20 protein-coding genes and 1 pseudogene are annotated in these 25,522 nt (G+C 41.4%); 12 read left to right on the forward strand and 9 right to left on the reverse strand.

The window, feature by feature from the left end; translation table 11 throughout:
- The 4 genes and pseudogenes from ENH88_RS10555 to ENH88_RS10570 form a co-directional block, all read left to right on the forward strand.
- Nucleotides 1-234, forward strand: a pseudogene (locus ENH88_RS10555) (histidine kinase); the annotation flags it as partial.
- A complete protein-coding gene (locus tag ENH88_RS10560) occupies nucleotides 231-881 on the forward strand; it encodes a response regulator (protein WP_182757952.1) in 651 nt (216 codons plus the stop codon). The pseudogene ENH88_RS10555 and the gene ENH88_RS10560, both read left to right, overlap by 4 nt.
- Nucleotides 882-1,029: 148 nt before the next feature.
- A complete protein-coding gene (locus ENH88_RS10565) occupies nucleotides 1,030-1,746 on the forward strand; it encodes a hypothetical protein (protein ID WP_304182209.1) in 717 nt (238 codons plus the stop codon).
- A gap of 15 nt (nucleotides 1,747-1,761) precedes the next feature.
- Nucleotides 1,762-2,634 (forward strand): tetratricopeptide repeat protein, encoded by an 873-nt coding sequence (locus tag ENH88_RS10570; protein WP_304182210.1) that lies wholly within the window; start codon nucleotides 1,762-1,764, stop codon nucleotides 2,632-2,634.
- A 67-nt stretch (nucleotides 2,635-2,701) separates the two neighbouring features.
- Here the strand turns inward: ENH88_RS10570 and ENH88_RS10575 are convergent, their stop codons facing one another.
- Nucleotides 2,702-3,010, reverse strand: a complete 309-nt coding sequence (locus ENH88_RS10575; RefSeq protein WP_304182211.1) for a hypothetical protein — start codon at nucleotides 3,008-3,010, stop codon at nucleotides 2,702-2,704.
- A 288-nt stretch (nucleotides 3,011-3,298) separates the two neighbouring features.
- On the opposite strand from ENH88_RS10575, the gene ENH88_RS10580 reads away from it, so the two are divergent.
- A complete protein-coding gene (locus ENH88_RS10580; RefSeq protein WP_304182212.1) occupies nucleotides 3,299-4,561 on the forward strand; it encodes a peroxidase, FMP-type in 1,263 nt (420 codons plus the stop codon).
- A 309-nt stretch (nucleotides 4,562-4,870) separates the two neighbouring features.
- On the opposite strand, the gene ENH88_RS10585 is transcribed toward ENH88_RS10580, so the two are convergent.
- Nucleotides 4,871-7,465: a cellulose-binding domain-containing protein gene (locus ENH88_RS10585; protein ID WP_304182213.1), complete on the reverse strand. Its 2,595-nt coding sequence runs from the start codon at nucleotides 7,463-7,465 to the stop codon at nucleotides 4,871-4,873.
- A gap of 543 nt (nucleotides 7,466-8,008) precedes the next feature.
- Between ENH88_RS10585 and ENH88_RS10590 the strand changes: the two genes are divergently transcribed.
- Entirely contained in the window at nucleotides 8,009-9,010 is a 1,002-nt protein-coding gene (locus tag ENH88_RS10590; RefSeq protein ID WP_304182251.1) for a family 43 glycosylhydrolase, read from the forward strand.
- 111 nt (nucleotides 9,011-9,121) lie between these two features.
- On the opposite strand, the gene ENH88_RS10595 is transcribed toward ENH88_RS10590, so the two are convergent.
- The gene (locus tag ENH88_RS10595) at nucleotides 9,122-10,270 is read right to left on the reverse strand and encodes a hypothetical protein (protein WP_304182214.1); all 1,149 of its coding nucleotides are present in this window, start codon (nucleotides 10,268-10,270) and stop codon (nucleotides 9,122-9,124) included.
- A gap of 187 nt (nucleotides 10,271-10,457) precedes the next feature.
- On the opposite strand from ENH88_RS10595, the gene ENH88_RS10600 reads away from it, so the two are divergent.
- Nucleotides 10,458-10,706 (forward strand): hypothetical protein, encoded by a 249-nt coding sequence (locus ENH88_RS10600; protein ID WP_304182215.1) that lies wholly within the window; start codon nucleotides 10,458-10,460, stop codon nucleotides 10,704-10,706.
- Between the two features lie 296 nt (nucleotides 10,707-11,002).
- Here the strand turns inward: ENH88_RS10600 and ENH88_RS10605 are convergent, their stop codons facing one another.
- Nucleotides 11,003-12,352, reverse strand: coding sequence for an MFS transporter (locus tag ENH88_RS10605; protein WP_304182216.1), 1,350 nt, complete (start codon nucleotides 12,350-12,352; stop codon nucleotides 11,003-11,005).
- Nucleotides 12,353-12,508: 156 nt separating this feature from the next.
- Here ENH88_RS10605 and ENH88_RS10610 point away from each other — a divergent pair, with 156 nt between their 5' ends.
- Both ENH88_RS10610 and ENH88_RS10615 read left to right on the forward strand, forming a co-directional pair.
- On the forward strand, nucleotides 12,509-12,844 hold the full coding sequence (locus ENH88_RS10610) for a zinc ribbon domain-containing protein YjdM (RefSeq protein ID WP_304182217.1): 336 nt from the start codon (nucleotides 12,509-12,511) through the stop codon (nucleotides 12,842-12,844).
- Between the two features lie 73 nt (nucleotides 12,845-12,917).
- Nucleotides 12,918-15,602 (forward strand): DEAD/DEAH box helicase, encoded by a 2,685-nt coding sequence (locus ENH88_RS10615; RefSeq protein ID WP_304182218.1) that lies wholly within the window; start codon nucleotides 12,918-12,920, stop codon nucleotides 15,600-15,602.
- A 3-nt stretch (nucleotides 15,603-15,605) separates the two neighbouring features.
- On the opposite strand, the gene ENH88_RS10620 is transcribed toward ENH88_RS10615, so the two are convergent.
- Nucleotides 15,606-17,342, reverse strand: coding sequence for a SulP family inorganic anion transporter (locus tag ENH88_RS10620; RefSeq protein WP_304182219.1), 1,737 nt, complete (start codon nucleotides 17,340-17,342; stop codon nucleotides 15,606-15,608).
- A gap of 465 nt (nucleotides 17,343-17,807) precedes the next feature.
- Between ENH88_RS10620 and ENH88_RS10625 the strand changes: the two genes are divergently transcribed.
- Entirely contained in the window at nucleotides 17,808-19,475 is a 1,668-nt protein-coding gene (locus ENH88_RS10625; RefSeq protein WP_304182220.1) for a methyl-accepting chemotaxis protein, read from the forward strand.
- A gap of 122 nt (nucleotides 19,476-19,597) precedes the next feature.
- On the opposite strand, the gene dps is transcribed toward ENH88_RS10625, so the two are convergent.
- On the reverse strand, nucleotides 19,598-20,122 hold the full coding sequence (gene dps, locus ENH88_RS10630) for a DNA starvation/stationary phase protection protein Dps (protein WP_192542688.1): 525 nt from the start codon (nucleotides 20,120-20,122) through the stop codon (nucleotides 19,598-19,600).
- Nucleotides 20,123-20,460: 338 nt separating this feature from the next.
- On the opposite strand from dps, the gene corA reads away from it, so the two are divergent.
- Nucleotides 20,461-21,417 carry a magnesium/cobalt transporter CorA gene (corA, locus tag ENH88_RS10635; protein ID WP_304182221.1) on the forward strand — a complete coding sequence of 319 codons (957 nt, stop codon included), beginning with the start codon at nucleotides 20,461-20,463 and terminating at the stop codon, nucleotides 21,415-21,417.
- Between the two features lie 77 nt (nucleotides 21,418-21,494).
- Here corA and ENH88_RS10640 read toward each other — a convergent pair whose 3' ends face one another.
- From ENH88_RS10640 to ENH88_RS10650, 3 genes are all read right to left on the reverse strand, one after another.
- Nucleotides 21,495-21,914, reverse strand: a complete 420-nt coding sequence (locus tag ENH88_RS10640) for an HPP family protein (RefSeq protein ID WP_304182222.1) — start codon at nucleotides 21,912-21,914, stop codon at nucleotides 21,495-21,497.
- Between the two features lie 230 nt (nucleotides 21,915-22,144).
- Nucleotides 22,145-24,133 (reverse strand): oleate hydratase, encoded by a 1,989-nt coding sequence (locus ENH88_RS10645; RefSeq protein ID WP_304182223.1) that lies wholly within the window; start codon nucleotides 24,131-24,133, stop codon nucleotides 22,145-22,147.
- A gap of 221 nt (nucleotides 24,134-24,354) precedes the next feature.
- Nucleotides 24,355-24,948, reverse strand: coding sequence for a LysE family translocator (locus ENH88_RS10650; RefSeq protein WP_304182224.1), 594 nt, complete (start codon nucleotides 24,946-24,948; stop codon nucleotides 24,355-24,357).
- A 100-nt stretch (nucleotides 24,949-25,048) separates the two neighbouring features.
- Here ENH88_RS10650 and ENH88_RS10655 point away from each other — a divergent pair, with 100 nt between their 5' ends.
- A complete protein-coding gene (locus ENH88_RS10655) occupies nucleotides 25,049-25,498 on the forward strand; it encodes an Lrp/AsnC family transcriptional regulator (protein ID WP_304182225.1) in 450 nt (149 codons plus the stop codon).
- The last annotated feature ends 24 nt before the right edge of the window (nucleotides 25,499-25,522 follow it).

A 25,522-nucleotide genomic window follows, 5' to 3' on the forward strand; every position in this document is an offset into this window, starting at 1 on the left:
AATACACTCAAACATAGCCAAGCGAGTGAGCTTACGATTAACCTTACTGATAAAGATAAAGTTCTTTATTTGACTATTTTTGACAATGCGCATCATAACACCACCAAGTCACTCGTGTATGGTAATGGCTTAAAGGGCATTCAAGAACGGGTTAATGAACTCAGTGGTAGCGTTGATTTTGCACTCACACCGAGTGGATTTGTTACAAACATAAGGTTACCGGAGCCATTATGAAAATTCGTGTCATGCTGGTGGATGATCAAATGTTGGTGCGCTCAGGCATTAAAAGTTTATTGCTGCTCTCTGACGTGATCGATGTTATTGGTGAGGCCGCGGATGGTGACCAAGCGTTAACGCTGATTAAAGATATGCAGCCAGATGTTGTGCTTATGGATATTCGAATGCCCGTTAAGTCAGGCATTGATACCTTAAATGAATTGCACCAGAGCACGCAACGCAGCCACTGTCCTGCGGTTATTATGCTAACCACGTTTAATGATCACGAGCTTGTTGCTGGGGCCTTGCAGGCGGGTGCAAAGGGCTACTTACTTAAAGATGTGTCATTAGAAACCTTAGTTGACGCAATTGAGGTGGTGCATAGCGGTCAAACCTTAATTCAACCTGCGATTTCACAGCGTGTAGTACAGCACTTGACGACTAACGACAGTCAATTTGATAGCTTAAGCCAAGAAGCACTGACGGTAAAAGAAATCGAAATATTACGTTTTATGGCTGCAGGCTGCAGTAATCGCGAAATAGCTGAGGCTATTTATAAATCCGAAGGCAGGGTGAAAAACCAAGTGTCGAATATACTGGCAAAACTTGGCGTTAGGGATAGAACCAGAGCAGTCTTAAAAGCTATCGAGATAGGACTCATATAAAACCGCGACTAACCCCACCCACTTCACAAAAGCCCATTCACTTGCCGCATAAAACCCATTGCGATAAAAAACGTGACTTTTGGCACTCTCATCCCTGTTGGTAATTTTACATACTATAGATAACTGTTTTATTGAGGGGTTATTTATAATGGATGTTGTATTTAAAATTATTTTAGCAGCGCATATAGCCATAGGTATTTGCGCGTTAACTTTATTTTGGTTTCCTGCGTTTAGTAAAAAGGGCTCGCCGCGACATAAAAAATTTGGCAATTGGTATTCTATATCAATGTACGGTGTTGTTATTTCCGGTATTTTAATGGCATCACTGTCAATATTGATCCCTGAGCTGGTAAAACCGGCCGCTTTTACGGCTGATGTTGATAACAGTAAAGTACGCGAAAGTATTGTACGGTTTGCGGTATTGCTTTTGCATTTGTCTATTTTGACTTTAGTGGCAGTGCGTTATGGTAAACTGGTGCTTACAGCTAAAGTCGATCGGCAACGCCTCAAAAGCCCTTTTCAGTTGTTGATAACCGGTGTTTTATTAATGAGTGGCATTGCTATTTTTTGGCGCGGTATGATTGATCAGCATATCTTAATGTTGATATTTGGGCCGTTAGGCATATTTATTTCGCTGACAAATTTACATTTTACCTTTAAGCGTCAGATTAAACCTCGCGATTGGCTCGTTGAGCATTTAGGGGGCTACATTGGCTCGGGGATCGCAGCCTTTACAGCTTTTCTTTCCTTTGGCGGTAGACACATATTTACCTCATCAGGGTATCTGCAATTGGCGTTTTGGATAGCGCCCGGAGTTATTGGTGTGTTGTTTATTTTTTTCCTTTCTCGTAAATATGCAAACTAACAATAGGGGGAATACATGATGAAACACGTGGTGATTTTTACCTTATTGTTAACGACATTTTGCTCAATGGCAAAAGCGACTACAGAAATCGATAAATTGAATCAACAAGCTATAGCACTTATTGATGAGGATTTAGATGCAGCCGAGTCGTTAATTAATAAGCTACTGCAAGAGTACCCTAATAATCATTTAACGTTATTTTATTGCGGCAGAATTATGGGCAGGCAAGCTGGACTGGCATTTTTTAAAGCCCTGAGTTATGCAGAAAAGTCATTGGCCTGTATGGAAAAAGCCGTTTTATTAGCCCCAGATAATATAACTTACAGAAAAGGTTTAGTTAACTTTTATCTAGGGGCGCCAGCGATTGCGGGTGGCAGTGAAGAACGTGCGTTTAAGCAAGTGGAAGAAATAATGTTGCGTGATAAAACACAAGGCTTTATTGCTGAACTCGCCTTCTATAAGCAAACAAAAAGTAGCAAAGAGCTGGAAAAAAAGCTTCTTAGTTTTGAGCAAACCCCAGCAAACGTGGCGTTAATCGCTTATGAATTAGGGCTGCTCTATCAACAAAATAAGGACTTTGACAACGCCCATCAGCAGTTTTTAAAGGCGCTAAACAATAGCGATGCTATGAGTTCATTAAAATTGAATATTTTATATCAGCTTGGTCGCAATGCGGTGTTTAGTAAGACCAATATTCAATTAGGTATTGAGGCGTTAACTAATTACAGTAAAAGTGAATTAAATACCTCTTTGCCCAGTTTATATTGGGCTTACTACCGGCTCTCGCAATTGTACGAACTATCTAATAATACAGAGGGTTATAATAAATACCGACGTCTTGCTAGGAAAACGGATGATGAGCAATTAATTAAATTATTGAAGCGCTGAAAAGTGGCATAAAAATAAAATGGGGCAGGCCAAGTGTATTAACATATACCTGTCCTGTTTTATCATTTTAATCATCAGGCCCTTTTAGGGTGAAAACTAAATGTTTGCGCATATCTTTTAAAATCACGCCTTTTTTTAACATTGCCCCGCTTAAACGCTTTTGCCACTTTAATAGGTCGGGCTCTGCCGCTGCTAATGCTTGCTCATTTGCAAATTGAAAACACATTAGCAAAGAGCCCGGAAATAAGTGATATTCCACATCAAACCAACATTGCAACATGCCAGGCATATCAGCAAGGGCTTGTTTTTCTATCGTATCAGCAACATTGAGTACCAGTGCTTGTTGTTTTATTTGCACTGCAGAGAGTTTTTTCATCGTAGTGATCCAAGTTAGAGGCTAAAAATATAGCCATAAAAACCGATTATAACCGAGCTTGTCGACTGCCAACAACTTTGATTGTGGCTTAAATTAATATCAGGTTAAATCGCATTTTAAATGCTCTGTGGTCAGTTAACTAACTCTACTAATGGTTATTGGTTTCGGTGTATGTAATGCGTTGTAATAGATATGCGCTGTTTTATGACTTATCTTTTTATCGCTCATACACAGGCAGGAAAGCTGCTTTTGCTTAAACGGAAACATTATAAAATGAGGGAGAGTAAAATGACCAAGGGATCACAAGTATCTTCTGTAAAACCATACCTAGAATGGCAAGAAAGCCAGCCTACTGGGGCGCAGTTCGGGATCTTATCTAAGCTGCATGGTACATGGGTAAATTGGCAAGGTGGGCCGAGAGGATTACATACGACATGCATGCCATCACCGGGCACTTCCTCGGAAACAATCTTTGGCGTTTTCCATTTTAAATCTCAACAATACCGAGAACAACTTAAGTTCACCTGCGTGAATGCGCCTGTTCGCAACCGTGGAGGATCTAACGAGCAGTTTAATGGTGCTGTAAAATATGAAACGGCGATTATTGATAATGACAACGTGCTACAGCATTTTGAAAATGGTATGTATTTATGGTTGGGCGACAACACTATGCCTTGGCAAGCAGATAGCCCCGAGCAAAACCCACCGACTATGTTTAAACACTCATCAAGCGCAGAATCGGTAAAGGTTGATGCCGCGGATCCTGTTATGGGCGCTGGAGAACTTGGGCCACAGTTTGTACCTCCACACTCTATTTCTCGTTCAGGGGTGATCCCGCATGGTACTACCATTCATTTAACTGGCAAGGTTGCACACAGTAGCAATGAGGGCGTTGCTCCACATATTAGCGACTTGTGGCAGCAAGCGTCTTTATCGATCTCACCGACAATGGGAATGAATCCTGAACGAGATTTAATCGCAGGCTCGCGCGAAAAACCGAAGTGGACAGCGCTCCCGCGTGAAGACCAAGAAGGTGGCGGGCTTAATAGTGCGCGTGCTTACTTTCAGCGTATATTTAATTATGATCAATTTGGTGCTAAATACCCTTATACAGTGCAACCGAACCTACTGCTTACTGATGCCAATAAAGATCTTAAATTCAAGAAATTTGATTTAATAGAATTAGACTCACAACACGACACTGGCGTGCAAGGGGCAACCGTTAATAATGTGATGATTGAACGCTATTGTCGAGTTGCTCGGATGCGACATCGTATGTGGTTAGAAGAACTAGAAGTTGAAGATGAAAATGGCAAGCTCAAGGTGATAGAGCAGCTGCAATACGAGCAGATAGTCGACTTTGAGTTCATGTTTGGTTCAAGTGGTGAAACAACGTTGTGGCCTCATATTCAGGTCAATACGCTGCGTCGATTAGAAGATATACCGATTGATAAACAGCTAACACCAATTAAACTGCCAGAAGAAGCTGATAAAGGCGCTGAAGGCGTCCCTGAGCCAGTGGTTCGCAATATGAAACACACACGTGAGTAAGCGGCGTGCAATTCAGCTGGATTATTATTAATGCAGCTGAGTCGATTGTATTAGTCGTTAATAGCTTAGTGCAGCAGCTGTAGCTCTTGGCTTGAATGCTACGCTTATATGTTTACTGTAGCGCCTCAAGGTTTTGAAAGCTGTAGACTTTAATACCCGTATTTATTTTTATGATATTAACTCGTAGTGGCTTTATGTCATTAATATATTTAAAAAATAAGGTGTGGGTAAATAAATATACCTGCTGATTATTAATCAGCAGGTATATTATGCTCGTACTGTGAGGTTGTTTTATGCTACGCCGCTTATTTAAAGCGGGTTTAAACCTAGTTTTTGTAGTACAAGTTTAAAGTTAGCGCGACGCTCTTCAATCGCATGTACTTCACCACTGACTGGGCAATGATCATCAGGGCAACCACGATTTACTATGCCAGATACAGCATCAACAAACGCGGTGCCTTGCAAGCCACCATCAACATACTTTTTCAGCTCGGCGTGATAGTTCCAATCGGCGTATGGGCCACCTTCATTACTGTATGCTTGTACTGAGTTTACCCAAAAGAATAAACCGGCAATCCACTTAATTTCTTTGTGCTCTTCTGAGCTACATACCAGCCCTGGGTTTGAACATAAATCTAAGTCGGCATATAACGGGCTTTCTGGTGCTGGGGCGACGGTTGTGCCATCAATAGTCGTACCTATGGTATCTGGGTCAACATGTGAGCGGCCAACAAAGTGGTTTAAAGTACCGAAGTTTTGGCGACCTGTGGTTTGAATTACACCACGACCCCACCAACCACAGCCTTGCACACTTTCATCACTGCCATCCCAAATAAAGTTGCCCGCTTTTTGACCGACATACTGCTTACACTCGCCGCGTTCGTAAACCTGTTTAGAGGTATCGATTGCGGTTGGCACAGTATTACAATGACCGGCATTGGTCCAACGACCAACTTTACCGTTAACTAACAAGCCTTGCTCGGCAAGTACTGCATCTGGGGCAACAAAGATTGGGGCTGGTGCACCATACCATTTAGCGTGTGTGGTGGCTGTTTGTTCCATTTTGTCATCACGAGGGCATGAGTAAGGATGGTCGTTGCCTGACACTGGATGAGTACCGTAATCAGCATACTTTTGGCCTAATTGGCCACAGCTTGCGGTCATAGGGTAGTCGACTGCTGCGCCGTATTTTACCTCAGACCAATTGTTCTCGTCACAGGCATCGAAACGTATGGTTTCTTGCATACTTTGTGATAAAAATGCTGCAATCGCCACTTTAGCGTATAGTGCATTGGTGGCATCGTCAGCAGTGCTGTCGATTAGCCAGAACTTTTCGCCAGCTACACCCACGTTATGCATTGAGTTTAGGCCCGTTAAAAAGTCAGCCCACTTATAGATAGTTGACGGTACCCAAGTTGAATTAGGTGTTTCGTATAAGAATACTTCACTATCCATCACTGTTTCAGCATTAGTTAAGTCACTGTTTAGTGAAGCTATACTGGTCAGTGATGTCACATTTGCTGGCGTACCAACATAGTACAGCGGTACAGGACTGCTCTGATAACGGGTTATTTTATTTGTTAAATCAGCACTGTCAGTATCAAATAAGATAGCAAATAGATTACTGTGTGCGGCTTTACGAATATTGCTTTCGCCTAGGGTGTTACCCATAAAGTAGGCTGTCGCTTGCGCGCTAGGCACTGATGATAGTATGGCAGGTGCTTGCACAAAGTCAGTGACTTGTTTAACAAACTCTAGCGCGTTGTGCCACTGATCGCTGGTTAAGCTCGCTGAACTACTTGATTTAGTAAAGGCGATAAAGTCAGCTTTAGACGCGCCTTTATACAGCGAGAGTGTATCTAGTAAATCAGCCGTTGCTTTTGACGCAGCATTCCATACTGAACGCTTACCCGAATGGCTATCAAAAGCAAAGTCACCAATGCTTAATGACCAACCAAAGGTCGCATTAGGTGCGAGTGCCGTCATAATCAAGTTTTGAGCCTGCGCCCAACCCATGGCGTCATCGGTTAAGGCGTCAATATCCGCAACGTCGATACTGCTGCTTTTATTTGTTGTCGCTAAGGCGTCAGTTAAAGCTTGTTTAACACTTATCGCGCCTAAAGATAGCCCTTTATCTAAGGTTATATTATCAAGTACATCACTTTGTAGCATGATAGACGTAGTGCCAGCTTGTGCAGCTTGCGTAATTGCTGCCACAAAATCATTGGTAAGTTTAGTGACATCAGTTAAATCAGCACTGTTAATTAGATCAACAGTAAGATGGGCAGGCGCCGTTGAGGTAGGGCTTGCAACAACAAAGTCACTTGGCCAGCCTGGCATTTTTAAGCTGACAGGATCTTTTGCATTCGGTAATGACAGCAGTGGTGCTGTGCCTTGCTCGGTGCCATCACAGTTTACTGTCCAGTTCCACGTATCATCGCTACCAGGGCGTGAAGATGTTTCCCACTTTGCCGTATAGGCAATATACTCATCATTAACGAGTATATCCCCTGCTTTTGCTACGCTTCCCGGCGCCCAAAGCGTGTAATCTTTGCATAACACTCCCAGTTTAGGATCTGTCGGCTCTGTAGGCGTTGTTGGATCAGTTGGATCTGTAGGGTCTGTTTCATTGCCACAGACATGTTCAAAACCCCAGCTACCATCACTACCTGGAATTGAATTTGTGTACCATTTAGCTTTGTAAGCACTGCCTTCATGTTGCATTAAATCACCAGCATTAGCATGACTAGGATTGCCCTGCCAGTCTACTTGCGGGAAGCTTGGGTAGGTATTGATGCCGTCACAACTTGCGGCAAAAGCGTTGCTTGAAATAACAGCGCTAGTAGCAAGTGATACAGCAATAAACGTTTTGCTGGGTTTAAACCCAATCAGGGTGCTCTTCATTTTTACTTTCCTTACTTTATTATTTTAGTGCAGCATTAGCGAGCTGATAACTCAGCTTTTCGCAACTTTTGGTTATCATTTTTTTAACATTGCAATGAAGTTAGCACGCAGTTGACAACGCTGTCAAATTCATTGGTAAATAAAATAAAACCGCTACAGAATAAGTTTTCATTATGATTTACTATTATTTTGTTGATATTTAATAATTAATTTATCGGTGTTTGGGATAGGGCGACATGTATGACGAAAAACTTATTTTCTGAGTAAGCGTTAATAAATATGTAAACTTAATTAGGGGTTGGGATAGCAGTAAGAGTGTAATCGCTAAGCTCGGGTGGTTTAATCTTATGGCTTTGCTGGTGATAGTAATGCTTAGCTATCTGTGTCAACAGTTAACCCCAAAGTGCTTGCTTTTTGCTCACTGGTCACTCAAAGTTTTAGTTTATAATTGCTTTCACAGTTTGTTAAAAATAGTGTTATATTTGTGTTTTACATTAAAAGTAATAAAATAATACAAATCAAAATTAACAATCAGGTTGAATGATGACAATACAAACAAATAGCCCATTAGTAGAGCAGCGTGCCGACCCATTTGTGCATAAGCACAATGATGGCTTTTATTATTTTACAGGTTCAGTGCCAACTTATGATCGCATTGAGCTGAGAAAATCAAAAACATTAGATGGCCTTAAAGACGCAGAAACGGTTGATGTTTGGTTTAAGCACGAGAGCGGTCCTATGAGTCGTCATATTTGGGCACCTGAGATCCATTACTTAGACGGCAAATGGTATATCTATTTTGCAGCCAGCGAAGAGGGCGATATTTGGGCACTGCGCCCGTACGTGCTTGAATGTAAAGGTCAAGATCCACTAAATGATGAGTGGGTTGAGCTGGGTATGATGCAAGCAGCAGAGGGCGACGATAAGTCATTCACTGATTTTTCATTGGATGCGACTATTTTTGAAAATAACGGTAAGCGTTACTTTTGTTGGGCTGAAAAAACCGGTGGTCAATTTGCTGCATCTAACTTGTATTTAGCAGAGATGGAATCGCCCATTAAACTAAAAACAGTGCAGTTTATGCTCACAACCCCTGATTATGACTGGGAACGTGTGGACTTTTGGGTGAACGAAGGCCCAGCGGTATTAAAACATAATGGCAAAATATTTATTGCATTTTCAGCCAGTGCCACAGGTGCATGTTATTGTATGGGTTATATGGAAGCCGATGAAAATGCAGATCTGCTTGATCGCAATTCATGGACTAAAACACGCATGCCAGTGCTTGAAACCGACGTTGATAAGAAGATTTATGGTCCAGGTCATAACTGTTTTACTGTCGCGGAAGACGATGTAACACCGTTATGTGTTTATCATGCACGTGATTACCAAGATGCCGTTGGTGAACCAAGTGTTGTGCCAAAAACAGACACTCGCCCGCTTGAGGAGATCGTAAAAGATCCGCTTTATGATCCAAACCGCCATGCCCGTGTATTTGCAGTGAAATACGATGACAACGGCAAACCTGTATTTGAGCTATATTAATTACGATTAGTGAATGTAAAGCCACTGATTAGTGGCTTTACTCTTATCGTTTAAGCTCTTTTTAAAAGCGAGTTGTGTAGGTTAATAACAGGGGAAAGCTGATTTGCAGTTTTAAAGTGCAACTAAACTTTGCTCTAGCATTGCTTTAATTTGCTTCACTATTTTTGCTTCTGTTGCAGGTTCAAACTGTGCGATACGCGGCGTGTGGATATGCCCTGTAGGAATGTCCGAGTTTAACTCGTTCCGCAGGCGAATACTGCGGTATGATATTTCATTCGATAAGTAGCCACCCCCACCGCCTTTTACGGCAATGGCATCTTTTAACTCTGCGAGAGTTTGCGGCGCAAAGGCTTTTTCAAGGGTAATTACGTTGTGATTATCATTTATCTTAAATTGCCCTTGGGCTTGCTGCATTTGCGTAACGGGCAAGCTGAACTGCACAAACTCACTGCCCGGCAGTAGGCGGTCATTTAAGCTTGGAATAAGCGGCGCTGTTTGTGTGCCACCGTAAACAATATTGGCGTTATCGGGAGCGGTTACGCTGCGGCGTTTACCCGGAAAGCGTTCAAGGTCAAACTCTTTACCACCCATACTCACAGTCACTATCATGTCTACATTATTAAGTGCGTAATAGGGCGCAAGCAGCTGTTCAATAATACCTTGATCAAAATCTTCATAACGCACGGGTACCATCACAGTATTGATTTCGGCTGTGATACCTTGGTAACTGATCACTTGGCCATCGAGTAATAATGCAGCAACACCGGATGGATTACTTTGATTGATATTTTTATCCAGTAAAAACGGGTCAAAGCCAGTTAATAAGATCTTTTTATTGGTGTTTTTAGAATAGGCTAAATCGGTGCGGCCACGGCTGCCGTTTTCTAACATCGTTAACAGCGCATGCTGCTCTGTTGTTGTAAGTGGAAAATCAGGGTTGGTGGTGCGGATCACTTTGCTTGACAGTAACCGTGCCCAGTAAAGTTCGCGATCATCATAGCTTTTACTTGCTATAATGCGCTGTTTCGCAGCGAGCCATAGTTGGCTTGAATAATCATGGAGTAGGTCAGTTGCCTGCTTATAGCTTTTCACATTCTTCCAGCTTCGCTCAAATTGAGCTATATCCTCAGAAAATGCAGCTAAAACTTGCGGTATCGCAGTGCTGGCTTTTTCAATACGCTGCTCTTCAACCGTTAAGTTAGCGCTTAAGACACTGAAGGAAGATAATATTAAACTCGTTGTTAAAAGTTGTTTGATCATGGGGGTCCTATTATAGTCAGCTATAGCAATCTGGATGCAAAGGCTACTATCTTATGTATCTTGCGCGAGCGCAAATAAATACGTTGATTAGGGCTTTAACTCTCATCTTTAACTTTTAATCAGCCTCTAGAGCCTATTTTCATAAACTGCTATCCTTCCTCTATTAAGTAGTAACAGAGTAAACACTATGATCAACGATAACGATATAATCGACACCCTTGAAGAGTTAGCAGCATTTTTACGATTGGTTGATAATGGCGGTTTGGGTTTAAAGAACGTAGCGGGGGTGGCTTTAGCGACCAATAACAGCAATGGCCGCCCGTTTGTAGCGGTGCTTGATGATAACCATAAGTTGTTGTTAGGTCGTTGGGTAACGCAATATGTGTTTGAAAATGGCAAAGAACTGGTCCGCCAAGGGCCAAAAAAATTGCATTAGAGATAACTTAAATTTGCAGCTATTCTGAGCCTAACTGATCTTTAACGGGCCTATGGCAAGTAAATTCCACACAGTTAGCGTTGAAAAGAGCCGCTGGAGATAGATTTATTACCCAGCGTTCAGGTTACTTAGCTGCATTTATCTAAACACATCCCAGAAAACCTTTGCTCAGCAATCGACCTTATAGAAGTACAGACTCTAAAGTTGCAGGTGAGAAAGAGGGCAGTTATTTAAAATAAAAAGCAAAGCAGGTAAATAAACGATGTTACCTGCTTGATTAGAGTGAAAATAAAACGTTATTTCTTCAGCTCTGACTCTTGTAGATCTTTAAAAAGATCCCCTTGCGGATTGTCTCCTTCTGAGACATCGTTATCTTCTTCATATTCATCATCCACGTCATCGACCACCAACATTTGGTCGTGGGCAGTGGTTTCTTCGATGCGCGGATCCATGGTCGCTGCCAGTGGCGAATTGGTAACATCAGACGTCCCGACCACGTAATCACTCGACTCTGGTTGCTCTACTTTTTGCTTTGAATTGATGAAGGTAAGCAATAAATACATCACCACTGTTAATGTAGCAAGTGACGCATATAAAGCTTGATGGCCAAAATAACTCATGATCTGCGCATTAGCGGTTGAGCCAAGGGCCGCCCCCGCGCCAAAGGCAACTAGCAGTGCAGAGGATACGCCAACGCGTTCTTCATCTTCAACCCGGGAGTTGGCTAAAGCCGATGACAATGGATATAAAGTAAAAGCAAACAAGCCGAACATAAATGTCAGTATAAAAGCCAGTGTTTGCGAAATAGGCAGTAAAAACAAGGCAAGACTGACCACGCAGATGGCGACTGCATTACTACGTAATAGCACACTACGACGTACTCGGTCAGATAACATACCCATCGGCCATTGTGCTAATAAACCGGCTAAAATAGTGGCAGACATAAAAATGGCGATTTCAGATGAATTAAAACCTGAGAGCTTGGCAAAGGTAGGCGCAAGGCCGTAAAAACTGCCATTAATAATGCCAGCAAAATGCACCGCAGTCATAGATTGCGGCACTTTTTTAAAGTAATCAAACACGCTTACTTGAATCGGCTTTAATGGTTTGGGGTGAATTCGACGAGTGATTGAAATGGGAATAATACCAATAGCCAGCGCCATACAGACTAAAAAGAGTGGTGCATAGCCTAGCTCAGGAAATTCAGCTAAGGCAAACTGGCCTAAGATGGTGCCTAAATATGAGGTGATCATATAAAACGAAAACACCCGCCCACGTGACTCAGGGGCCGCTTGTTCGTTAAGCCAGCTTTCCAGTACCATGTAATTACACATCATCCCAAGGCCCACGCAAAGTCGCAGGCCAAGCCAGACATAGATGTTATCGCTTACCCCATGTGCCGCCACACACGCTATAACAGCGGCAGTACTGGCGGCAAAGGTTCGAATATGGCCGACCGATTTTATAAGGTGATAGCCAAGCTTAGCCCCCAGTAATAAGCCTAGGTAGTAGCATGAGGTCATCAAACCTATCCACAAGGTTGAAGTACCATGCTGCCCTAAATAAAGGGCTAAATAGGTGGTAAGTAAGCTGGTGCCAATAATTAAGAAAAGGTTGGCAAAATATAACGAAGGAAATGATTTCATTTATATACAAATTATATGCTTGGACAACTAGATACTAGAATAATCAGAGGAATATTCCAAGTAATAAACACCGCCGTATTCGTAAGCGTATTCAGTTAGACAAACTTTGCTTGAGCAATTACCATAGCCGCAGAATGATTTTTACAGAGTGTTATTATGTCGTTACCTGCTTGTCCTAACTGCCAATCTGAATACGTTTACCAAGATCAATCGTTACTGATCTGCCCTGAGTGTTCACATGAATGGGACCCCGTTAATGATGCATTAGAACATGCAGTTATTGTTAAAGATGCAAACGGCACGCTATTGGCTGAAGGCGATAAAGTCACTGTGGTTAAAGATTTAAAAATTAAAGGCAGCTCGCAAGTAATAAAGATTGGCAGCAAAGCGGTGATCCGCTGGATCAAAGATGCAAAAGATCACCAACTTGATTGCAAAGTTGATGGCGTAGGCGAAATGATGGTAACGGCAAAGTTTGTGAAAAAGGCCTAACGAGTTTTTATAACTTATTTAAAGACCTCGGCATGATTTAACAATAGCTCGAAAATTGAAATGGAATTTAAATGTGAGTAAGCAAAACGTACTGAGTTACTATCGCGATTGCTACAAAGAAGATAGCGCTGATTTAAATCTATGGGATTTGAGTAAATTAAAAAAACAAGATCGCTTCGTACTAGAAGGAAGAGATGACTTAGGATCGGGGTTTTTAGCCCGGCTGCCAATACCGCAACAGTTTGCTGAGCCAATGATGAAGCGTATTGAGGTTTATCAACGCGAACGTGTTTTGTTATATGTACGATTTATACTGGTTGCTAAACTTGAGATAAAAGGTGAGATAAAACAAGTTGTTTCACCGATTTTATATAATGAAGCCGCGATAGAAAAAGACAATGATGATTATTATTTTTCGGTTATTGACTCTCAACCTGAAATTAATGAATCACTCACCCAGTTGTTAATGCCTGAAGCTGAACTTCTTGATGAAACAGCAGATATCCAGTCTGCTTACTTTTGGACCTCATTACTAAAACAAAGTCCCGTTGCGTTAAATGTATTAACGCTTTTAAACTACCCAGAACTTGCCAATTTTGATGAAATAAAAACAGCCATAAAAAGTCGCACCGCAACACTGTTACCTGCGTCAATGTTGGTGTTTGTGGAGCGCTCAACCAGCAGTCGAGGGGTACTCCACGAGCTTGAAGAAATAACGGCCTCAAAAACGCTTCCACCCCCAATTAGCGCTTTAATTGCAGGTGATGCGCCGCTCAAAAGTACTAAAGCGTTAAAGTACGACTACTTACCCGGCTTATTGTCTGCACCGCAAAAGAAAGTTATTTCGATCGCTGCTAATGCGCATTTAGGCTGTGTGTCAGGGCCACCTGGTACAGGGAAAAGTTATACAATTGCCGCGGTGGCAGCTGAACACATGGCGCGTGGAGAATCAGTGCTCATTGTCGCAAATAATGACCCTGCACTTGATGTGATTGCCGATAAGCTGAATGAAAACTTTGCGTTAAGTGAAGTATCAATTCGGGCTGGGCAAAAAGAGTTCTTAAAAAAACTAAAAGATTATATTGCTGACTTATTGTCTGGGTATTTAGCAGATGAGCAGCAAAAAGCCCCAGCTATTTTTGAATCAGAATTAAAAGCCCAAAATGCATTACTCACTGACTTAGAACAACGTTTTGATAAGTTTTGTCGCAAAGCGATAATCCGCGGGCAACGGCTTAAAAAGCTTGAAGATAAAGATATGCAATGGTTAAGCAATTTATATCTAAAATGGGCTCAGCGCAGCATTAAAAAGCTAGCCAAACAGTGGTCTGCTTTAGAGCAAATTAATGCACAACAAACTAGTCGAGAGTTGTTGGCGAGTCGCTATTTAACCGCGTTAAAGAATACTAATTTGCGGACATTAGTTAAAACTCAGCGTAAATCGTTGCAGGCTTTTAATCAGGCTATTCGCAGTCGTACTTCTAAAAGGCAGTTTGAGCTGTTTGATAATATAGAATACTCATCATTGCTAGCGGCGTTTCCTGTGTGGTTAGTAAGTTTGAATTCGCTGTATAGGGTATTACCCTTAAAGCCGCAAATGTTTGATTTAGTTATTATCGATGAAGCAACACAGTGCAATATTAGCAGTTGTTTACCGGCACTTTTTCGTGCAAAACGAGCGTTGGTGGTTGGCGATACAAAGCAATTAAGGCATTACTCTTTTTTAGCAAAATCAAAAGAGGCTCAGCTTCGCGCGAAGAATCAACTGTCACTCTCTAGTGAGGGGGTTGTTAGTTATCGTGATAATTCAATTTTAGATTTAACATTAAATGCGCTCAATAGCGATCAGCAATTAGCCTTTTTAGATGAACATTTTAGAAGTAAACCTGAGTTAATTCATTTTAGTAATCGCTATTTTTATCAAGCAAAGTTAAAGGTAATGCAACATCGCCCATGTACCAGCAGCGGTAATTTATTTATACAGCGTGTTAATGGGGAAAGAGATAAAAATGGCGTCAATCAGCTCGAAGCGAGTGCTGTGATCGCGAGCATAAAGCAGCAAATGAGTGCTGATCGAGAAACGGGTGTGTATCACAGTATAGGGGTTGTTTCGCCATTTCGAAGCCAAGCAGATTTTATTGCTAAGCAAATAGACGCCCATTTCAGTGAAGCCGAAATTATTAGACATAAGCTAAGAGCCGCCACCCCTTTTGGATTTCAGGGGGAGGAACGCGATATTATATTGATCTCTTTTGCGGTGGATAATGATGCAAAACGTGCGGCAGTATATTTAAATAAAGCAGATGTTTTTAACGTGACCATAACGCGGGCAAGACAAACACAGCATTTATTTTTATCCATCGATGAAGCACAGTTACCAGAACATTATTTATTAAGGCGTTACTTAGGTTCGATAAGTGAGTTTGCAGCCGTTCATACATGTCTATCCGATATCGATGACTTTCAACGCGATGTAACACAAGAGCTGATGAAATTACAGATAGAAACATGGCCTGGTTATGCTGTAGCGGGGACTGAGGTTGATATTTTATGTCGTTATCATGGCCGGTATTTAGCAGTTGATCTGATTGGTTACCCCGGACCTTGGGCTGACTTTTTTGAATTAGATACTTACAAACTATTTAATCGCGCCAATATTGAAATGCTACCTATAAGTTATGGTTTATGGGTTGTCGATAAAGATACCTGTATACAAGCAATTGTTGCTAGGCTGAAGGGGAGCGCCCATAAGCCTTAATCGCTATTGCGTACTGATCTCTTTTACCTCTGCAGTGTCGAACTCGTTTACTGCTGCGCTTGATTGACTGACGCTGTTTTTCTGTAAGGCGATATACAGATCTGAGTGTACGTAGATGCCTTCTTTACCGGATGCCATACCGGCAATTTCAAACCATGACAGGAGTTGTCGTTTTCTGCCTGCTATTTCCAACCTAATATCACGCTTTTTAAAGATCACGTCTAAATCGGTGAGCATGGCCATCACGCTTAAATCTAAATGGGTGAAGCAGGGCACGGCATCGATAATAACGCAGTGGATGTCGTCCTTTTGCCGCGCATATTGCTCTAGCAAACGACGTTTAAAGTAACCGGCATTAAAGTAAGTTAACGGAGAATTAAAACGATAAATAAACACTCCTTGTACTGCTTTTGCTTTATCAGTGGCATCAAGGCTTCTTACAACACCTTTAATATCAACACCTAATATATTGTCTGTTGGGCGCATTACGGTGCGAATAAACTGAAATAAACCAAGTAATACCGCTAGGGTAATACCTGGTATTACGCCAATAAATAGCACGGCAAACAAAGTTGCCAAGGCAAGATAAAAGGCATGTTTATCTTTACGTTTTAATTGCCAGACGGCTTTTAAGTCTAATAAGTGGACAGAAGCAATAATTAGCACAACGCCTAATGCTGCACTGGGGATAAACTCAAGCGGTGCTGTTAAGAACAAAGCAATGATGGCGATGATCCCCGCTGCAATGATGGATACTAATTGCGTTTTACCGCCGGTGGCATCATTGACTGCGGTACGAGAATCAGCACCACTGACAGCAAAACCTTGTGATAAGGCCGAGGCAAAGTTAGCAATGCCTAAGGCTCTAAATTCTTTGTCGGCATCGATGTCGTAGCCATTTTTAGCGGCAAAGCTGCGAGCGGTTAGCATCATACTAACAAAGCTGACGATTGCTAAGTTAAGTGCCGGTACGACAAGCTCACGAATAACACCAATATCATAAATAGGCGTATTAAACACTGGGAGGCCACCGGTTACAGTGCCAATAGTGTTGATATCAAACTGCTTTAAATTAAAAAGCCACACAAGTACGGCGCCAAATGCGATAGCAAACATGGATGCCGGCCAAGTCGGTTTAAGCCGTTTCATGGCAAAGTAAACAGCAACTGTAAATAACGCCATCAATAAGGTTGGGATATGGGTTTGTGCTAAATAGGTGGGTACGCCACCTAATCGTTCGAGCAAATATTTATCATCGAAGGTAAAGCCAAATACTTTAGAAAACTGACCAACAATAATAGTAATGGCAACCCCGTTCAATAGGCCCATTAAGATTGGTTTAGATAAGAAGTCGGCCAATACACCTAATTTAAATTTGCTGGCAATTAAGCACCAAAAGCCAGTCATGGCGGTCATAGTGACAACCAATTGCCAATGCTTAACAGTGTCGCCAGCGGCAAGAGGCGTGACTACAGCGGCAATAACGGCGCAGGTTGCTGCATCAGGGCCAACAATGAGTTGTTTCGAGCTACCAAACAGGGCATAAAGTATCATTGGTAATATGCATGAATACAAGCCTACGGCGGCATTTACGCCGGTCAGTTGTGCGTAGGCGATCGCAACTGGCAAAGCAACAGCGGCAACAGATAGCGCGGCTCTTACATCATCCGCAAACCACTTTCGTTCGTAGTGAAATAACGTGTTCAGACCCGGCATAAAATCATACAAACGCGACAGCACACTCGTTTCCTTGTTAATAGTAAGCACATCTGGATAGTAAATTTAATATACTAACAAGTATAGCTCCCGGGCTGAGGATTTTTTAATAAATAGCAGATACTTAGGCTTATAACTGCTTTTGGTTCAGTGTTAAGTATGATGAAAAAGTTTAAAGGTGAGCGATATTAGATGGTTGCTGTTACCACAAGCCAATTTCATACTAGATGGTGATTAAGGTAAAACCCGTTCAATATTCATTTATAGTTGTTGTTTGTATGATTATTGTGCGATCCTGTTTTTGTTGGCTGCCAATTTTTGCGTTTACTACGCTAGCGCAAACTTATTATGGCAACTTAGCAACTACTATACGTTTGTCTTATACCCAGAATCTATTTATGTGTGAATATGGCTTTTGATTTCAAATAAATACTTAATTGTAATTGGCAGTATAATTACAGTTTTTTACATTGTTACATGTGAGGAAAAATGAGTAATTTAAGTCTGAAAAACAAGCTGTTGCTATTAGCTATTTTGCCGCTCACGCTGCTGTTAATTAGTTTAATGGCCAGCTCATATTATTTAGAGTATCAAAATCAACAGCAAAATTTTGTATCGTTTAAAACAAAATTAATTGCTGATAAAGAAAGTTTATTAGCAACTGAGGTTGAGATAGGCCGCCAAATAATTAATTACGAACTAGCCAAAGGGACGAAAGAAGATGCCAAAAATGCCTTGCGTGATCTCACTTTCGGTCAAGATGGTTACTTTTTTATCTATGATACAAAAGGCGTTAGTATTTTCCATGCACTGTTGGGGGATGCAATTGAAGGGCAAAATAAAATAGCCATGACCGATCCCAACGGGAAAAAAATAGTCGTTGGGTTACTTGAGCAAGCAAGGCAAGGTGGTGGTGCTTTTTATTATGATTTTCAAAAGCCTAATACAACGGGTTTAGTTGAGAAAATGGGTTATGCCGCGATGGTTCCGGGTACAGATTGGATGCTCGGAACGGGTGCTTACATGGATGATATTGAAGCTGAGCTAACCAAGTATCAAGCAACAATCCAAGCACACATGAATGAAAAAGTAGCGACCCTGTTATTAATTGCATTATTTTGGGTGGTGTTGACGGTGTTTTTTGCCTTAATTGCGGCAAACAATATGGTAAAACCAATTCAAAATATGGTGCAAAACTTGGATGATATTGCAAAAGGTGAAGGTGATTTGACTAAGCGCTTAGAGGTGCATAGTAACGATGAAATTGGTCAATTGGGTAATTCATTTAATGTGTTTGTTAGTAAACTACATAGCATTATCGCCAATGTGGCAGATGTAACCCGTGATGTAAAAGATTCATCAAATGATATCAATACACAAACACAGTTAATTGAAAATCAGTTAGTAAACCATAATCATGAAACTGAGCTGGTAGCAACGGCGATCACCGAAATGTCAGCAACATCTCAGGAGGTCGCGCAAAATACCACGCAAGTAGCGGTATCCACCCAGTCAGCCACGCAAGATGTTGCCAATGCTCAACAATGTGTAGATGTTTCTTTAGAAGAAGTTTCAAATTTAATGAGTGAGATCAATCAAGCTGCTGAACAGGTTAATTCTTTAAGTGAGCAATCTAAAAAAATTAACAGTGTATTAAGTGTGATCGGTGGCATTGCCGAGCAAACTAACTTACTGGCCCTTAATGCCGCTATTGAAGCTGCAAGGGCAGGTGAGCAAGGTCGTGGCTTCGCTGTGGTTGCAGATGAAGTGAGAAGTTTAGCCAGTCGCACACAAGAGAGTACGTTAGAGATTAATGAAATGCTTAATGAGTTACATACGCTAGTCACGGCTGCGGTAAAGGCAATGTTGGCAAGCCAGCAAAGCTGTAATCGCTCAGTTGAGTCATCTCGCGCTATTTCAGAAAGTTTAGGAGCGGTTACCAGCTCGGTTACCACTATTAACGATATGAGTACGCAAATAGCCACTGCTGCTACCGAGCAAAGTAGTGTAACTGAGGAAATTAATCGTAACGTTTTTGCGATTCAAGAAATAGTTAATGAGCTTACTCGTTCCATTAAAACAACCTCATCAGTTAGTCATCACTTAGCCGGTCGAGGGGAGAGCTTAGGTGCTTTAGTAGGTCAGTTTAAGATCTAATATAAGCCAAAAGTGGCGGTATTGTTGTTGATCAGTCATAAATAAAGATCAGGCTTTAAATAGCCTGATCTTTGACTTTAAATATAAATCAGTCAGCTTAAACTGCACAGAAAATCGCGAGATTAACTGCTGAGTTTACCCGTTGACGATTCTAAGTGTGCACGCACAAACCATTGAAACTGTTCTAAATCGGCAAGTTGGCTAATGAGCATATCTTCAGACACCGGATCGAGCTCTGACAGCTTGCCAATCGCACTTCGGTGATCGCCATTAATTCCATTGTATACTTTATCAAGCGCAACTAAGTGATCTTTTACCAAGCCCTTACCAAGTGAGTAATCGTGCCACGAACGACGATCAACTATCGATTTTGGAGTACCAACTGGGACTCCGCCCAACGTAGCGATTCGCTCAGCGATGGTGTCGGTCATTGCTCTGATCACCTCAACCTGAGGGTCGAGCATTTCATGCACGCCAATAAAATTAGCGCCAACCACATTCCAATGAATATGTTTTAAAGTCAATTGTAAATCGAGCAGTGCGACCATGCGGTTATCAAGTGTGGCAATGGTATTTTTTGCAGATTCTTCATTCATACCAGGGGCAGTAAATTCGGCGATTTTATTTGCTTCGTTATTGTTACTCATTATTCCTCCTGCTTTTATAAGGAATGTTCACAGCGCCTAATAAAGTCTATGAACATGCGTTAGTTTATATAAAGCAATGGCTGTGCCGATAAAAATTATTTTTTAAGTTTCTGATATTTAAATGTTTATGTGTTTTTTTAAAGTGGGTGATGAACGCTTGCTTTGAAATGCCCTGAAAAATATGCACTTTTTTGTAAAATCTGCAAAACAAAAGCTGCTGTTACGTGTTAACTAATTGCTTACTCTTGATAATAACTGTGATGCAGGAGTGTATTGTCATTGTTGATTAATCATCAGTTACATATACTCAACTCATCTTGTTATTAAAGGAGCAGTGCATGTTGAGATTTTTTTCTATCGAGCAGGGTGTGATCAAAGAGTTAGAGCCTTCATCCGATACCTCCCTTGAAGCATCAATCAGAAATGCACACTGGATTGACACAATCAATCCAACGGAAGATGAGCGAAACACGCTTGCAAAAACGCTCAATATAACTTTTCCTGAGTCAGGGGATGTGCAAGAGATTGAAGCTTCATCGCGGTGCTTTATCGACAATGAAGGCTTGCATGTGCACGCATTGTTTATGTCGCCAAATGAAGGGCGTTTTAATACGGTAACAGTGGCCTGTTTACTACAGGATAATTGTTTGCTGACCATTCGCGATGACGAGCTGGCTGACTTTCGATTGTTACGCTTAAGAGCACGTAAAGGTCAAGTAATGTGTGACACACCAAAACAGTTATTGGTTACCTTATTTGATCAAAAAGTCGAAAATCATGCTGATATGCTCGAGGATATGCATCATCAGTTAGAGAAACTCAGTGCGTATGTACTAGAAGAAGAAGACTCTGATTTAGAAGAAGCGGTTAGTCGTATCGCGCGTTTAGAGGATGCCAATGGTAAAGTGCGTTTATGCTTAATGGATACACGGCGCAATATTTCGTTTTTAATACGTCGTTTAGGTGTACAGAACGAGGATCGCGAATCACTACGAGAAATTGTACTTGATATAGATACTCTTATGTCTCACTGTACGTTTTTGTTTGATAAGGTAAATTTTTTGATGGATTCAACGCAAGGCTTTATTAATATTGAACAAAATCAAATTATCAAAACCTTCTCGATTGCCTCGGTGGTGTTTTTACCGCCGACCGTAGTAGCCAGTGTGTACGGGATGAATTTCAATAGTATGCCAGAGCTGCAATGGGAATGGGGTTACCCATTTGCAATTGGCATTATGTTGCTATCGGGCTTTGCACCTTATTTGTTTTTCAAACACAAAGGCTGGTTGTAGCCGTATGCCAAGGACTACTTGGCATATACGAGTTTATATTTATTTGAGGCGGATAGCGGTGTTATTATCACTTTGCATTAAGATAATAAAGCGGCCGCTAGGCGAACAAAGTCGGACGAGGTAAGGATACCCACAAGTTTGTTTTGTTCATTGAGTACTGGCATGCAACCATGGCGGTTATCAACAAAAAACCGAGCAACATCTTGTAGTGGTTGCGTTGCTAGCACAGTGGCAAAATCGGTTGCCATGATAGTGTCTATCTTGGTTTGTTTTTCCTTTCGTTCAAGTGCGCTAGGACTGTAATTAGCCATAATATTCATCACTTGGGCAATCATGATTTTTTGTGTCAACATACCCACTAGTTTGCCATTGCTATCAATTACGGGAATATGGCGAATATTTTTTTCTTTCATTAGGTTATGTGCGTCGTGTAGGGTGTTTTCTGCACTTACGGCAAATGGATCTGAAGTCATTAAATCTGCAACTGTTTGGCTCATTTTTGCTCCCGTGAAATCACTAATCAGAACTTTGGTTAAAAAGGTTTACTAAAATAGCTACTGGAGACAGATTGATTATCCAGAGCTCAATTATTATTATTTATTCTAGCCTGATTTTTTCTTATTGCACTTTATCAAGATCAAGGCTTTGGTTTGTTGTACCTTGAGTGTGCCATTTTAGCGTGGCCGTCCATGGCCACTGAGGATAGATTTATTATCCGCAGCTCAGGTTATTTATCTTTATGTGAAAAGTTATCTCTTAGCGTGCCAACCCAGCTTGAAAATTTATGCATCGCCGAGCTGCCTTTGCCTAGCAGCTCGTGCATTTCTGCTTCGAAATGGCTTTGCTTTTTACTACTTGGCTCTGGTAGCGGCGGTAAAATATGCGCAAAGTAGGTTTTATCAAGCAGGCGATGTAATAATCGCTCGCCAATAAAAGGCTTGCCGCTATTGAGCGCTCTTGCTCCTTTAATAAGGTTACGAATGTCATATTGGGTTGGGCTGATGTCGGGCACTTGTTTAGGGATATTAAGTAACTTATATACGCCAATACGTGCTGTACGAATAGAGGCTTCCATCGTGAAGATAATATCGTTGTGGGTTTCGACAAATTGACCAATCAAGCCTAAGTTTGTACAACCTTCAGGAACGGCGGTAGGTCTGTCGCCAGCTGCGCGAGTCATAAATTGCGCAGTGATATAAGGCATTAGTGCTGTACGTATTTTGGTATTGGCTATGATCTCGTCAAGCTGATGTTCAATGCCCAAATGGTAGCAAAGCTCCGTGATGATTTCTTCACCGCTGCATTGGGGCATTGTTTTAGCGATGCGATTACCTTGTTTATCCATTAATAAACCATAAACCCAAAGTACTAAGGTGTCATCAGGTTGATCAGGAAAGTGTGGCTGGCGGTTACAGGTTACACTCAATAGCCAGTTAGAGTCTGTAAAAGTAATAATGCCACCAGTTACCGTGCGACCAGAGTAGGGATCGTTTACTGATAATGTCTTTAGCTTGTCTATAAGTGGCGATGGCTTGCAAGTGAGTGTGGCTGACTCCCACATAGATTTATCAATATCGCCATAAAATTTTTCCGGTTTCCCAAACAGCGCAGATTTTTTAGCGAGGTTTTTCCATAAATTCCACCCGCTATCTTCACCAGGATCGTGTTTTTCACAATTGAGTTTGGGCACACTGTGCATATCGCCATAAGCAGTATGTTCTGTCATTGAGCCTGTGAGTGCAAAAACTAAATCGTCTGGGGCAACGTTAATATGCTGTGCTGCACCTTTTACCGTGGCGTGGATCCCCGTTACGGTTTTTTTGTTACCGGTAAATGTTATATCCAGATCGTTTACACGGCTTGCAAACTGAAAAGTTACACCTTTGTCTCGTAATAAATTAGCAAGCGGTTTAATAAAGGTATCGTACTGATTATACTTTGGAAAAAGTAACACAGACATGTCGCCAAAACCATCAATAGAATCCAAAAAGCGATGCAAATACAGTTTGGTTTCTAACAGACTATGACAATTTTTAAAGGCAAACATAGTGCGAAATAAGAACCAAAAATTACTTTGTAAAAAACCTTCGCTGAAATAGTCTTCAATACTGAGATCGTCAAGCTCTTCTTTGCGTTTGAGCATTAAACGGATCAACTCCCATTGCTGAGACTTATTCAGGCCGAAGTCGCTTGCATCAAGTATCTCACCGCATTTATTTATTAAACGGGCTTGCGAGTAATTGGCGTCGTTATCATTAATTAAACGGTACTCATCAAGCACAGAATAGCCTTCGGGCAGTTCTACAGCGGGAACATCTTGAAACAGATCCCACAGGGTGTCGTAATTCCAGTTCATTTCGCGGCCACCACGAATAATATAGCCGTCATCAGGGTTACCCGCGCCATCCATAGAACCGCCTTCAATATCCATTTCTTCTAAAATGGTAATATTTTCAGCGCTCATATGGCCATCGCGAATAAGATAAAATGCCGCTGCTAGGCCACCAATACCGCCACCAATGATCCAAGCATTACGTTTTTCGATACCGGGTGTGGGCAGCGTTTTATGGCGTGCATAGGGGGCAATAAAATCATGAGGGGGCAAGGTATTAAGTGGTTTATTGCCCCAAAAATCAGCCGTTGCGTCAGCTTCATGTTGGAAATTACTTGCTGCGGTTGCAGAAATATTAAACTTCGCTATTGCTTTATTCGTCATTAGCCATCTCTCTTCATGAATATAGATAAGTGTCAGTAGCGTTTGCCTGTGTCCCCATAATTGCACGAGGCAAGCATGGTCATGTTGCAGTAGATCAAAGTTTTAGTTCGCGAGGTGGTTTATAAGTTAACTGCTGGAGATTTATTTATTATCCAAAATTGAGGTTAACAATGGCAACTTAACCAAGCTGCCATTGTTAAGGCGTTTATTTGTTTTATTACTCACAGCATACTAAAAAGTACCGAGGCGATTAATAATACAGCCATAAAAATATTGAATGCTCGTAGACGTTTACGATCTTTTAGCCATACTTGTAGCTGTTGTCCGACTAACGTCCATGAGCTGACACAGGGTAAATTAACTATACCGAAAACAAGGCCTACAAGTACCACTGCGCCAATTCCTTTGGATGGAGCATAAACACTCACTGCACTTAATGCCATGGTCCAGGCTTTCGGGTTAACCCATTGAAATAAAGATGCTTGTACAAAAGTAAACGGTTTAGTATCGCTATTTTTAGCACCGATAGGGGTTTTATTACTGGCAATTTTATAAGCAAGATAAAGCAAATAAGCAATACAAAGCACTTTTAATAGCTGGTAACTCCATGGAAAAAAGTCAAATAATTGCATGACACCTAAACCAACCAATACGAGCATGATCACAAAGCCAATTGTGACGCCCAGTAAATGTGGCAATGTACGTTTAAAACCAAAGTTAGCGCCTGAGTTCATTAACATCAGGTTGTTAGGACCAGGAGTGATGGAAGAAACCAGTGCAAATAATGCTAATGCTGATATCAATTCAATATTCATTTATAGTTGCTCAGTTGATAATGATTGTGCAATTATATTTTGTATGGCTCGCAATTTTTGCGCTTATTAATCTATTATAAATTTACTTTAGCAACTTATTATGAAAAAAGATCGAATTAACGACAGGATATTGCAAGAGTTAAAGCGCAGTGGTCGAATTGCCAACGCTGAACTTGCTGATTTGGTTGGTTTATCCCCATCAGCATGCTTGCGCCGTGTACAAGAGTTAGAAAAAGCAGGCGTGATCAAAGGCTACCGCGCGGTGATAAATAATCAAGCATTTGGACTGGGTTTTGTCGCGTATGTTGGGGTGGGCTTAAATGAACACTCGACAAAATCGCAACGTGCGTTTGAGCAAGCGCTGGAATTTATAGATGAGGTAAAAGAGTGTCACAACGTGACAGGTTCTTTTGAATATTTATTACGCGTAGAAACCGCTGATATAAAATCCTATAAAGCATTTCACGCTGATGTTTTAGGTTCAATCCCACAAGTGCGAACAATTACATCGCATGTAGTGATGGACTCACCTAAAGATGAGCGGGCGTAAATGCTAGCGCTAACGGTGCGTTGC

It is taken from the genome of Pseudoalteromonas prydzensis (assembly GCF_011050055.1).
Taxonomy (GTDB): domain Bacteria; phylum Pseudomonadota; class Gammaproteobacteria; order Enterobacterales; family Alteromonadaceae; genus Pseudoalteromonas; species Pseudoalteromonas prydzensis_A.